Annotated in this window: 15 protein-coding genes and 1 tRNA gene; 11 read left to right on the forward strand and 5 right to left on the reverse strand. The window is 39.0% G+C overall.

Features of this window, described 5'->3' with window-relative positions; translation table 11 throughout:
• Positions 1–112: 112 nt before the first annotated feature.
• The 10 genes from lepA to LXF01_RS05495 all read left to right on the forward strand — a co-directional run bounded on the left by lepA (position 113) and on the right by LXF01_RS05495 (position 8,186).
• Positions 113–1,930, forward strand: coding sequence for a translation elongation factor 4 (lepA, locus tag LXF01_RS05450; protein WP_111883977.1), 1,818 nt, complete (start codon positions 113–115; stop codon positions 1,928–1,930).
• Positions 1,931–1,951: 21 nt separating this feature from the next.
• Positions 1,952–2,779, forward strand: coding sequence for a signal peptidase I (gene lepB, locus LXF01_RS05455; RefSeq protein ID WP_168378032.1), 828 nt, complete (start codon positions 1,952–1,954; stop codon positions 2,777–2,779).
• 20 nt (positions 2,780–2,799) lie between these two features.
• Complete coding sequence (locus tag LXF01_RS05460; protein WP_078192003.1) at positions 2,800–3,171, forward strand: DUF4845 domain-containing protein; 372 nt, start codon at positions 2,800–2,802, stop codon at positions 3,169–3,171.
• A complete protein-coding gene (gene rnc, locus LXF01_RS05465) occupies positions 3,143–3,841 on the forward strand; it encodes a ribonuclease III (RefSeq protein WP_111883979.1) in 699 nt (232 codons plus the stop codon). Before LXF01_RS05460 ends, rnc begins: the two co-directional genes overlap by 29 nt.
• Positions 3,841–4,869, forward strand: coding sequence for a GTPase Era (era, locus tag LXF01_RS05470; protein WP_233945150.1), 1,029 nt, complete (start codon positions 3,841–3,843; stop codon positions 4,867–4,869). Before rnc ends, era begins: the two co-directional genes overlap by 1 nt.
• 31 nt (positions 4,870–4,900) lie before the next feature.
• A complete protein-coding gene (locus tag LXF01_RS05475) occupies positions 4,901–5,095 on the forward strand; it encodes an NF038104 family lipoprotein (RefSeq protein WP_078192000.1) in 195 nt (64 codons plus the stop codon).
• A gap of 8 nt (positions 5,096–5,103) precedes the next feature.
• On the forward strand, positions 5,104–5,820 hold the full coding sequence (recO, locus tag LXF01_RS05480; RefSeq protein WP_233945426.1) for a DNA repair protein RecO: 717 nt from the start codon (positions 5,104–5,106) through the stop codon (positions 5,818–5,820).
• A gap of 9 nt (positions 5,821–5,829) precedes the next feature.
• Entirely contained in the window at positions 5,830–6,555 is a 726-nt protein-coding gene (gene pdxJ, locus LXF01_RS05485; protein WP_111883982.1) for a pyridoxine 5'-phosphate synthase, read from the forward strand.
• 16 nt (positions 6,556–6,571) lie between these two features.
• Positions 6,572–7,225: a tRNA-(ms[2]io[6]A)-hydroxylase gene (locus LXF01_RS05490; protein WP_078191997.1), complete on the forward strand. Its 654-nt coding sequence runs from the start codon at positions 6,572–6,574 to the stop codon at positions 7,223–7,225.
• Between the two features lie 136 nt (positions 7,226–7,361).
• Positions 7,362–8,186, forward strand: coding sequence for a DUF4198 domain-containing protein (locus tag LXF01_RS05495; RefSeq protein ID WP_233945151.1), 825 nt, complete (start codon positions 7,362–7,364; stop codon positions 8,184–8,186).
• Between the two features lie 55 nt (positions 8,187–8,241).
• Here the strand turns inward: LXF01_RS05495 and LXF01_RS05500 are convergent, their stop codons facing one another.
• The 3 genes from LXF01_RS05500 to LXF01_RS05510 form a co-directional block, all read right to left on the reverse strand.
• Entirely contained in the window at positions 8,242–8,556 is a 315-nt protein-coding gene (locus tag LXF01_RS05500; protein ID WP_233945152.1) for a hypothetical protein, read from the reverse strand.
• Between the two features lie 180 nt (positions 8,557–8,736).
• Positions 8,737–9,315, reverse strand: coding sequence for a hypothetical protein (locus LXF01_RS05505; protein WP_233945153.1), 579 nt, complete (start codon positions 9,313–9,315; stop codon positions 8,737–8,739).
• 88 nt (positions 9,316–9,403) lie between these two features.
• A tRNA-Asn gene (locus LXF01_RS05510) sits at positions 9,404–9,479 on the reverse strand.
• 251 nt (positions 9,480–9,730) lie between these two features.
• Here LXF01_RS05510 and LXF01_RS05515 point away from each other — a divergent pair.
• Positions 9,731–10,189, forward strand: a complete 459-nt coding sequence (locus LXF01_RS05515; RefSeq protein WP_180059224.1) for a hypothetical protein — start codon at positions 9,731–9,733, stop codon at positions 10,187–10,189.
• Between the two features lie 51 nt (positions 10,190–10,240).
• On the opposite strand, the gene LXF01_RS05520 is transcribed toward LXF01_RS05515, so the two are convergent.
• Both LXF01_RS05520 and LXF01_RS05525 read right to left on the reverse strand, forming a co-directional pair.
• Entirely contained in the window at positions 10,241–10,675 is a 435-nt protein-coding gene (locus tag LXF01_RS05520) for a PaaI family thioesterase (protein WP_180059223.1), read from the reverse strand.
• Positions 10,676–11,003: 328 nt separating this feature from the next.
• A complete protein-coding gene (locus LXF01_RS05525) occupies positions 11,004–12,230 on the reverse strand; it encodes a pyridoxal phosphate-dependent aminotransferase (RefSeq protein WP_111883988.1) in 1,227 nt (408 codons plus the stop codon).
• Between the last annotated feature and the right edge of the window lie 163 nt (positions 12,231–12,393).

A 12,393-nucleotide genomic window follows, 5' to 3' on the forward strand; every position in this document is an offset into this window, starting at 1 on the left:
ATTTTCGATACTTTGAAAAATCCATCTGCTATAATCCTCGGCAATTTCTATTCGGCTTTTGCTATGCATAAAGAATTGCATGCATAGCGCTTTTATTTTTCCAAGGTAGCCCATGGCGCAAGCTAAAAAATCTGTTGATATAAAAAACATTCGTAACTTCTCGATCATTGCGCATATCGACCATGGTAAGTCGACGCTTGCCGACCGATTTATTCAAACTTGTGGTGGCCTGCAAGATCGTGAAATGCAGGCACAGGTTCTAGATTCTATGGAATTAGAACGTGAGCGTGGTATTACGATTAAAGCTACGTCTGTGACTTTGTATTACACTCATCCTAACGGTGAAGAATACCAGCTTAACTTTATTGACACACCTGGGCACGTTGACTTTTCTTATGAAGTTTCACGTTCACTTGCTGCATGTGAAGGCGCATTATTGGTGGTCGATGCTGCACAAGGTGTAGAAGCCCAGTCTGTTGCTAACTGCTATACAGCAATTGAACAAGGCTTAGAAGTCCTACCTGTTTTAAATAAAATCGATTTGCCGCAAGCAGAGCCAGAGCGTGTTATTCAAGAAATTGAAGACATTATTGGTATCGAAGCGACTGAAGCACCTACATGTTCAGCTAAAACCGGTCTAGGCATTGAAGGGGTGCTTGAAACACTAGTCAATGTCATTCCTGCACCCGAAGGCGATCGTAATGCACCATTACAAGCCTTAATTGTTGACTCTTGGTTCGACAACTATTTGGGCGTGGTTTCTTTAGTTCGTATTAAAGAAGGTCGTGTGCGTAAAGGCGATAAAATGTTGATGAAATCAACTGGTCAAACGCACATCATCACCTCAGTAGGTATTTTTAATCCTAAACATACAGAAACTGACATGCTCGAAGCAGGTGAAGTTGGTTTCGTGATCGCGGGTATTAAAGATATTTTTGGTGCTCCAGTTGGTGATACGATTACCTTGGCAACTACACCAGAAGTTGAAAGCTTACCGGGTTTCAAAAAAGTGAAACCACAGGTCTATGCAGGTTTATTCCCAATCGATTCAAGTGAATTTGAACCGTTCCGTGAGGCGCTGCACAAACTGCAAATTAATGACTCAGCGTTGTTCTTTGAACCTGAAAGTTCAGATGCACTTGGTTTTGGCTTCCGTTGTGGCTTCTTGGGTATGCTGCACATGGAAATCGTACAAGAGCGTTTAGAGCGTGAGTATGATCTTGACCTGATTTCTTCAGCACCAACCGTAATTTATGAAGCGGTGATGAAAAATGGTCAAACTATTTACATCGATAGTCCTTCTAAAATGCCGGATGGTTCAACAGTTGAAGATTTACGTGAGCCAATTGCTGAATGTCACATTTTAGTACCGCAAGAATACTTGGGTAATGTGATGACTTTATGTGTTGAACGTCGCGGCGTTCAAAAGAATATGAAGTTTATGGCGAACCAAGTGGCCATTACGTTTGAAATTCCAATGGCTGAAGTAGTGATGGATTTCTTTGATAAATTGAAATCATGTTCACGCGGTTTTGCATCGTTAGACTATAACTTTGTGCGTTTTGAGTCTTCATCCCTAGTTAAGGTGGATGTGTTAATCAACGGTGAAAAGGTTGATGCCTTGGCCATGATTTGCCACCGACAAGATGCACGCCATCGTGGTATTGCACTTGTGGAAAAAATGAAAGATTTGATTCCACGTCAAATGTTCGATGTGGCTATTCAAGCAGCAATTGGCGCGCAAATCATTGCACGTTCAACTGTAAAAGCGATGCGTAAAAACGTATTGGCAAAATGTTATGGTGGTGACGTGTCACGTAAGAAGAAACTTCTTGCGAAACAAAAAGAAGGTAAGAAACGTATGAAGCAAGTGGGCAGTGTTGAAATCCCACAAGAAGCGTTCCTTGCGGTATTGAAAGTAGAAAGATAATAAATAGAGGTTTATGAGCTCATGGATTTTGACTTTAATTTGATCCTTGTTCCTGCCACAGTCATTTTTTTCTTAATTTGGCTGTTGGATAAGTTTGTCTGGAAGCAACGGCAGACCAAAGGTAAAGGGAATGAAAATGTCGTTATCGCATGGGCTTATGACTTCTGGCCGATTCTAGCGATAGTCTTGGTAATGCGTTCATTCTTATATGAGCCATTTAATATTCCATCAGACTCTATGGTTCCAACTTTAGAGACAGGTGATTTTATTGTGGTGAATAAATATCAGTATGGCGTACGATTACCTATTATTAATAAAAAAATTATTGATGTTGGTGAACCTGAGCGTGGTGATGTCATTGTATTCCGTTATCCACCACAACCAACCATCAGCTATATTAAACGAGTGGTCGGTTTACCAGGTGATCATATTATTTACGATCATGGTCAACTGAGTGTGAATGGTCAAAAGGTGGCAAAAGTTCCTGTAGAATTTAGCCGTGAAAAAGATCAACTTGATACACCTACATCGATTTATCATAAAGAAACCATGGGTAAGCATACGTTTACCATGCGTGAGCTTGAAGGCGTCAATGTTGCGCGCCAAGCACCATTTATCAACTATGTTGAAAATGGTAAATATTCAACAGAAAATGGTTTATATTGGGAAGTTAAGGTTCCTGAAGGTCACTATTTCGCGATGGGGGATAATCGCGATCAAAGTGCGGACAGTCGTTTTTGGGGCTTTGTGCCTGAAGAAAACCTCACTGGACGTGCTTTTTACAAGTGGATGCATAAGGAACCTGGTTTAAAACTGCCTTCATTTAGTCGTAATGGTAGTATTGATTAGTCTTACATCAGGAAAATAAAATGAGACATCAACGGGGAACGTCTTATATTGCAATTTTAATTGCTGTGATTGGTTTTGCTTTTTTAGCTAAAGCTTTAATTGCGGTTTGGGGACCGTATGTTGACGACCGTCTCGTCAACAATGAAATTGAAGAATTGATGAAGAGCAGTCCTAAAAATATTGCTCCGAGTAAGTTTGAGTCACAAATGTCACAGCGTTTAGATATGAATGGTGTGCGTGATTTAAATTTTAAAGATATTGCTCAAGTCACTAATGTAGATGGTCTACAAGTGAAAACAGATTATGAAATAAGAAAACCTTTCTTATTGAATATTGATATTGTGTTGAAGTTCGAGAAAAGTTTTGATCAAAGCTCAGTCCAAGCTAAATGAAGCTCGTTTAGCAAGTCGTATCGGTTATCAGTTTAAGCAACCTGAATTGTTACAACTGGCCTTGACCCACCGATCGGTGAGCCATAAATACAATTATGAACGCCTAGAATATCTGGGCGATTCATTATTGGGTATGATAATTGCCAATTATCTGTACCATGCCTACCCGCATGAAAATGAAGGGCGTCTAACGCGTATGCGTGCGACACTGGTTCGTCAGGAAGCGCTAGGAAAAATTGCCAATGACTTAAAACTCAGTCAAGAATTAATCTTGAGTACAGGTGAGTTGAAATCTGGCGGTCATCATCGTGAGTCTATACTTGCGGATACCGTTGAATCGATCATTGGTGCAATCTATGTCGATTGTCAGGATTTAAAAATTCTGGAACCGATTGTTCTTAAATGGTATGTGCCATATTTAGATCATATTGAACCAACTGATCAACTGAAAGATCCTAAATCACGTTTGCAAGAGTATTTACAAGCACGTAAAAAACCTCTCCCGGTTTACGAGGTTGTAGATATTCAGGGTGATGCTCCGAACCAACATTTTAAAGTTGAATGTACAGTTGAAGGGCTCCCTGTTAAATACGGTGAAGGTTCAAGCCGTCGCTTTGCTGAACAGGCAGTAGCGGCAGAAATCTTAGAAATTTTGGAGAAAAAGTCTTAATGACTACTCATTCCGATCACGTAGATGCTGATCACGAGTCGCAAGGCGACAGTAACGATTTAATTAGTCAGTTTTTTAGTGCACAAGGCACTGAAATTCCTGCCGATTTTAAAAGTGGGTTTGTGGCGATTGTTGGTCGTCCAAACGTGGGTAAATCAACGTTGATGAACCATATTTTGGGTCAAAAACTTTCCATTACTTCTCGTAAACCACAGACCACACGTCATAAAATTGTGGGTATTGACTCACGCGAAAAATCTCAAGCGGTATTTGTAGATACCCCGGGGATGCACAAAAAAGAAGTCCGTGCCATCAATAAAATGATGAACCGTGCGGCACATTCTGCACTTCGTGATGTGAACTTAGTTTTGTTTGTGATTGATGCAGACAAATGGACACAGAATGATGATTTAGTGTTAGAAAAGCTAAAAAATGCCGATTTGCCAGTGATTCTTGTGATCAATAAAATTGATACACTAGAGAATAAAAACCATGCATTACCATTGATACAAGAGCGTGCAAAATTAATGAATTTTGCAGAAATTGTTCCTGTATCAGCATTACGTGGTGCAAATTTAGATCATTTGCGCAGCACGATTGAAAAATATTTGCCGTTCCAACCACCACTGTATTCACTTGAGCAATTGACCGATCGTTCAGAGCGTTTCCTTGCGTCTGAAATTATTCGTGAAAAAATCATGCGTCAATTGGGTGAAGAGCTTCCTTATGATTTAACGGTTCAAATTGAGTCGTTTAAAACAGAAGAAGCAACAGTTAATCCAAAAACTGGTCGTCCTAAAGCGGCGTGTACCTATATTGATGCGACGATTTTTGTCGATCGCTCTGGCCAAAAAGCCATTGTTATTGGTGAGAAGGGTGCCAAACTGAAGAAAATCGGTATGGATGCACGTGTAGATATGGAAAAAATGTTCGAGCAAAAGATCATGTTGACGCTTTGGGTGAAAGTCAAAGGCGGTTGGTCTGATGATGAGCGTGCATTGAAAAGCTTAGGTTATAGCGATATCTAATCGTTAAATAACAAACTTTGAGGGAAGAGTAATGATGAAAGTATTGGCCGTAGTTGCATGTGTTTTGTTTCTACAAGGGTGTATTCATAAAATCGTTACTGTTCCTGTCAAAGTGGCTTATAAAACCACAAAAGGCGTGGTTAAAGGTACTGCTGCAGTTGTGGGTGCAGTCATTCCAGATGGGGATGAAGATGAAGACGACAAGAAAAAGAAAGACAAGGATTAATATTTTAAATCATGCGTAATGAGATACTGCATGGTTATTTAATTCACCATCGTAAATATCGTGAAAAAAGTCATATTGTGCACTTGTTTACTCAGGAGCATGGTCGAATTGATGGTATTCTCAGGCAAACGCCACCTCCCCAGTATCAACCAATTTGCTTGCAAGCATCTGGTAAGTCCGAACTTAAAAACTTTAGTAAACTCGAAATTGTAAATCAACCGATTTTCTTTTTTGGGGATGCTTTTTTTTCAGGATTTTATCTAAATGAAGTCTTATTGAGGCTATGTCCGTTAGAGGTTGAGATGCATGAGACATTTGCTCAATATGCACACACCTTGGAACAACTTCAATGCATGTCTGTCCAGGCCAACCCTGATCTATTCTTACGGCAAATCCTTAGACAATTTGAGCATGTGCTGCTTGAAGAGTTGGGTTTTGCATTGGATTTTTCAACTGATGCAAATCAACAGCAAATTCAGCCTCATGAAAATTATCAATTTCATTTAAACGAAGGTTTTCAACCTGTCATTAAAGCCTCACGCGCAACATTGTCAGGTCAACATATTTTAAGTATGTGTGATTATGAAAAAGGTGGGGAATTTAATCCTGAACAGTTACAATTACTGTCTAAGTTGTACCGACAAATGATTACTTCCTTGCTTGGCGATCGTCCATTAAAAAGTCGTCAATTGTGGATACAGAATTCTCAAACTCAACGTCATTAGGAAAGAATTATGGCAGCTTTGCTTGGTGTAAATATTGACCATGTGGCAACACTACGAAATGCACGTGGGACAACTTATCCAGATCCTGTGAATGCCGCAATTATTTGTGAGCAAGCGGGGGCGGAAGGGATTACGCTGCATTTACGTGAAGATCGTCGCCATATTAAAGATGATGATGTACGTCGTATGCGTTCTGTATTAAAAACCCATATGAACCTTGAAATGGCAGTGACCAATGAAATGGTTGAATTTGCCAAAGAGATTCAGCCGCATCATGTATGCTTTGTTCCTGAAAAGCGTGAAGAAGTCACGACTGAAGGCGGTCTAGATGTGGTTGGGCATTTTGAAGATGTAAAAAACGCGACTCAAGCACTCGCGGCGATTGGTTGCGAAGTTTCATTATTTATTGATGCTGATTTTGCTCAAATTGATGCAGCGATTGCCTGTGGTGCGCCTACGATTGAGTTGCATACAGGTGCATATGCAGATGCTGAAACACCTGAAGCGCAGAAAGCAGAGCTGGAACGTATTATTCGAGGTGCTGAATATGCGGCATCTAAAGGATTGATTGTGAATGCTGGTCATGGCTTAAATATTGACAATGTCACTCCGATTGCGCGCATTGCTCAAATTCATGAATTGAATATTGGTCACTCGATTATTGCTGATGCTGTATTTATTGGATTGGCACAGTCTGTAAAACAAATGAAAGCTGCGATTAAATCTGCACGTTAATTTTTAAGTAAAGTATATGTCAAATATTGATTATGATGCCCTAATGAAGCCAGTCATTGGCTTCTTGGGGTGTGAAACACCAAAAGCATGGCTAGATGAAGCTTTAAATAATTTGGATATCCTGATGCAGGATCATGCCAATTGTGAAAAGAAAGCAGCAAGTACTGCAATGAATTTGATGTTTCGTTATAGTTTTTTCTCGGATTTACAAATCAAACTGGCACAGCTAGTACGTGAAGAAATGCTGCACTATGAGCAAGTGCTGGAACTGATGGCAAAACGTGGTCAGGAATGGACTGCAATCAGTGCTGGTCGGTATGCGGGTGGTCTACGCAAAGAAGTACGGACTTATGAGCCAGAAGCGTTAATTGATATTTTGGTGATTGGCGCATTTGTTGAAGCACGGTCATGTGAGCGTTTCTATGCGCTTGCACCACATGTGGATGAAGAGTTGGGGCGTTACTACCGCTATTTGCTAAAGTCTGAATCACGCCATTATGAGGACTATTTAGCATTGGCCATGGATGTGGCGACGACCAATAAGCTAAAGAACCCGAAAGAAGATATTCAGATGCGTATTGAGCATATTCGTGAAGTTGAAAAAAATTTGATTAGCAGCCCAGATGATTTATTCCGCTTTCATAGTGGTGTGCCAGTCAAAGCAGCTTGATAAAATAATCCTCCAGAATGGGGGATTTTTTATGCACTTAAAATAAATGATAATAAGAATTATTTACAATTATATTGGGTGAATCTAAAATGAAACGATCTCTATGAATCAAACAATTTAAGCTCACTTATTTAATATGAAATTACAATTCACTCTACTCTGTATCGCTTTGTGTGCGGTTGGTCAGGCTGAAGCGCATTATCCTTATGTGGCGCCATTAAACTATCAAACATTTAATAATCATAGTGCCATTCTTTCTGGTTTTTATGACAATCCGTTTGTCTCTGAAATAGCCATTAAAAATTTTAATTTCCATGTACATACACCGTCAGGTGAAAAGCTACATTTAACAGATGCCGATTGGGTAAAAACGCAAACGGTCAGTAGTTATAGTTTAGAAAATAAGCAGGATGGCACGTATCGTATTCGTGGTGAAAAACAGGGAAGTACAGCGCGTTTTGCTTACGATCAAAAGCAATGGAAAGCGTTAATCAATGGTGCGCGTGATCTTCAAAAAACTGTGAATGCAAATGTTATTTACACAGCGGAGTTGTCTAAAAAGTCGCAAATCAAAAGCATTCAAACCCAAGAAATCATTGAAACTTTTGTATCACGTCGTGTAACGTCTACAAATGTAGTGAATCATTTGCATGATGGCTTTGATGTGCAATTTAAAACCCATCCGAATGCCATTAAGCAAAATGAGCCTGTGCAACTGAAAGTGCTAGATCAGAAAAAAGCGGTTCCGGGTTTACAGGTTGAAATTTTGCAGCAAACAACGGATTACAGCCGTGAAGGAAAAGTTTATAAAACGCTTAAAACTGATCAAGATGGAAACTTAAATTTTAACCTAGCAGATCGTGGCCAGTATTTACTGAAAATTGACTATCAACAGCCTTTTGAAATGAAGGGAGACGCATTAAAACGATATAAATATACCTTGAGTTTTAATGTGATCTGAGGTGATAAAAAGAGAAAAAGCTCTGCGATTTGCGGAGCTTTTTTATGAAAATAATTTAGCTATTTTTAGGTTCAAGATAAAACATCAATAAACCTATCAATAAAATTAAACTGGTTTGAGTGAAAAAGTGTTTATTAAAACCACCATAATATTGCTGCGAATAGCCTGCAATCAGTAAATAACCCGTTAAATAAAGCAATCGATAATATCGGCTCTCAAAACAATAACAGACACTTGCAAAACATAAAATCAGACAACCAATCACCATATAGTGGATATCCCAAATGATGGTGTTGATTACAAATAAAAGTGCTGAAAGTGCGCCGATAGATAAATTACGCAGGCTTTCAAACCCTTGAAAAATGTGCATCAAAGCTAATATGAAGAATGGCAATAGAGCAAGTGCATATTTTATTCTTATACTGTTTTGCGTCATGAGCATAAAATTTTGCTGTTTCTCAACAATGGGGCTAGTACTGATGCTTAGCCTAAGCCATTGCAGGGTTAAGTGTTCAGGGATGTTGGCTTTAACTAAAAATTTGAGAGTGGCTTATGGTGGAATAATATAATTTTCTTGGAATTCATGGCCATAAAACATCCATGACTTATTGGTCTCTAGTGTGTGATATTGCGTATTTTTTTGAGTTGAGATGTTAAAAAGTTGTCCAGTTGCATTTAACCCAGCTTTCATACATGGTGTTTCTTTCTCGTGAACAATACATAACGGCAGTACCGAAATTTCAAGATCTTTTCGAGTTTGTTGCTGACCTGCAAAATCGATATGAACATATAACTGATCAGATTGGTTTTGCAGCGTAATCGGTGTGCTTGACCAATATTGTCCTTCTGTCATCTCATTCAATACAGATTCAGATATTTCGCGAATAATATTGTGATTTTGAATCTGCTGAGGTGGAACCAACCATTGTAGCTTGCTGTCAAGAAGGGTGTTCGATTCACTATTATATAAATTGGGTGGTGTTTTGAAATGTTGCTCAATTTCACTTTCGGGTGTGCAGCTCACCAAATAAATTGCAAATGGGCTGATAAAAATTAAAAGAAAAATGAATGCAGTGAGATAGTGTTTTAAGGCAGTTTTATTTGATTCAGCATCAACTTGAATGAACATTTTTTTTATTTTAATGACAATGACTTATAGATTATATGTAAATCATAGGCATTAAAAAAGCCCATTTAAATAAATGGGCTTTAGAATTTGGCTCTCCAACCTGGGCTCGAACCAGGGACCTGCGGATTAACAGTCCGTCGCTCTACCGACTGAGCTATTGGAGAATCTGAATGCGATTATAAGCAGATTTTGAAGAGGGTCAAGCTAAAAATACCAATATGAGGAGAAATGCGTGATAGATGTTTTTTATTTGAACAAAAAGAAGGATTTTTTAGAAAAAATGAATCTTAGGCTTGCAAAGAAAAAATTCAATTGATAGTCTGAATGCAACAACAGAGCGTTTAAACATATGTTTAAACAGTGTGGATTTAAACCCAACTTGCCAGCACTAAAATGGCTAAACAGGAGAAAGCGAATGAATACGCTGACTATTTCTCAGATTTTTTCAAATTTTTCTTTTTACCAAGAAAACTATCTTTCCATTATTAGCAATCAAGAGCAATATCAAACACCTGTCGAAGGTGCGTACGTTGACGTTTGGCCTTTGGGTCGACGTGACTTGGCATTGGGAGATTTATTACAACTGTGGTTTAGTGAAAAATGGTTGATCAATGCACCATGTCATTTACGTTTTGAACATCAAGATGATGGTCGTCGTGTGCCTTTGCAACGCAAGCAAGATTTGTATTTATACCAATTGGCAGGTAATGCGTTATCAGGCTCAAATCGTTCTAAAGTATGGTCTATTTCAGAACAACAAGAACTTCGTGTTGAATTAGATAGTGCTTTAAAATATTACTGCTTTCAAAAGGGCAGTAATCGCATTGATCTAAGCGAAGGCCAATTAATTCGTGCCTTACATTCAGCAATTTAAGTTTAAATCTTCATCTGCTCGCATTAAATTGCGAGCAGAACAATAAAAATATTAAGGACGTATAATCATGCAGGTTGCAGTTGCATGTGCATAAAGTTTGCCATTGTCATCAATAATTTTCCCTTCAGAAATCCCTAAATTTTTACTGATATTAATGACTGTTCCTATCGCTGTAAGTTCAACATCCTTTGGGATTGGGCGACACATTTTTATATTTAAGTCGATGGTGCCATAACCTACACCTGCCTCTAATAGCGTGTGAATGGCACAACCTGTCACCGAGTCGAGTACCGTAGCAGCAAAGCCACCATGCACGCCGCCTAGCGGATTTATGTGTCGTGCATCTGCTTTAGCCTTAAAGCTAATACTGCCCTCAGATACTTCATAAGGCTGCATAGGAATAGTTTCGCTAATACTTGCTGGAGGAATTTGGCCTTGCATCATTGCCTTTAAAATTTCTAGTCCAGTCATTTCTTTGATGTTCATTGGTAGATCTCTGGATAGGTTAGTTTTGTGGTTATTTTGGGTTCTAAAATGGAACTTATTTAAATAACATAGCTGAAAACGTAAAAAAGAATGCAAACCAAAGATTTGAATATGAAGGTTAGTTTTAGGTTTTATCGTTTGGTTTTTTAATATTTAAGTCGATTTGAAGGAAGTCAAATGGGCTGGATGAGCTTTGTTATTTAGTTTGAACCGCGAAAAAAATTGATCAAAAGCGTGTTGAAGTGAAGCGTATTTATTTATTCTTTTGATGAGTATAAAAAACCCGCGATATGCGCGGGTTTTTTAAATCTAGCTTTTTAAAAGCAGATTATTTTTCAGCAGCAATTGAAGCAATCGCAGCATCTACGCCTTCGATTGAATCAGCAGCTTTTTTGATACGTGCAAGCGCATCTACAAGTACTTCGTCTGCAGTTGCATAAGAAATACGCATGTAGCCACCAAGACCGAACGCATCGCCAGGAACTACTGCAACACCAGTTTCTTCCAACAACCATGCAGAGAATTCTGTGCAAGATTTTAAACCTTTGGCACGAATTAAAGGACGGATGTTTGCGTATGCATAGAATGCACCGTCAGCAGGAAGGCAAGTGATACCGTTGATGTCGTTCAAACCTTTCACAACTAAGTCGTGACGGCGTTTGAATGCTTCAATCATTGGCTCAAGAACGTCTTGAGGGCCATTCAATGCAGCTTCAGCAGCAACTTGTGAAATAGAAGTTGGGTTTGAAGTTGATTGAGATTGGATTTTTTTCATCGCACCAATAAGTTTAGCAGGGCCCGCTGCGTAGCCAATACGCCAGCCAGTCATTGCATAAGCTTTAGATACACCGTTAAGAACGATTACGCGATCGTAAAGGTCTGGTGCAACTGTTGCGATGTTGTAGAATTCGTCGTCCCAACGGATTGGTTCGTACATGTCATCAGAAGCAACTAAAACTTCTGGGTATTTACGTAGTACGTCAGCTAAAGCAAGCAATTCTTCTTTAGTGTAGATCATACCTGTTGGGTTAGAAGGGCTGTTTAGAACCACTAAACGAGTTTTGTCAGTGATTGCAGCTTCTAATTGAGCAGGCGTAATTTTGAAACGTTGGTCTTCACCACATTTCACGATTACAGGAGTACCTTCAGCAATGATCACCATGTCTGGGTAGCTTACCCAGTAAGGAGCAGGGATAATTACTTCGTCACCTTTGTTTAACAAAGCAAGTGCCAAGTTAAAGAAAGATTGTTTACCACCACAAGAAACCAAAATTTGGTTTGCAGCGTAATCAAGGTTATTGTCGCGTTTTAATTTAGCAATAATTGCTTTTTTAAGACCTGGAGTACCGTCAACAGCTGTATATTTAGTGAAGCCATTGTTGATAGCAGCAATTGCAGCATCTTTGATGTGTTGTGGGGTATCGAAATCCGGTTCACCTGCGCCTAAACCAATTACGTTTTTACCAGCAGCTTTCAATTCAGCAGCTTTGTTAGTAACAGCAAGTGTAGGGGACGGTTTGATGCTATTTACACGATCAGACAGACGTACGTCCACGGCAGTATTCCTTCTTATAGGGATTAAAAAATAAAAAGCACACTATCTTAGCTTAAATGCACAGTAATGGGGAGTGGCAAAATCAACAATGTGCAAAAAAGTGTGATATTCCATCCTAACCCTATAATTAAGAAAATTTACATTGAGTTACTTAAATTTTTAA

It is taken from the genome of Acinetobacter sp. SH20PTE14 (genome assembly GCF_021391555.1).
GTDB lineage: Bacteria > Pseudomonadota > Gammaproteobacteria > Pseudomonadales > Moraxellaceae > Acinetobacter > Acinetobacter amyesii.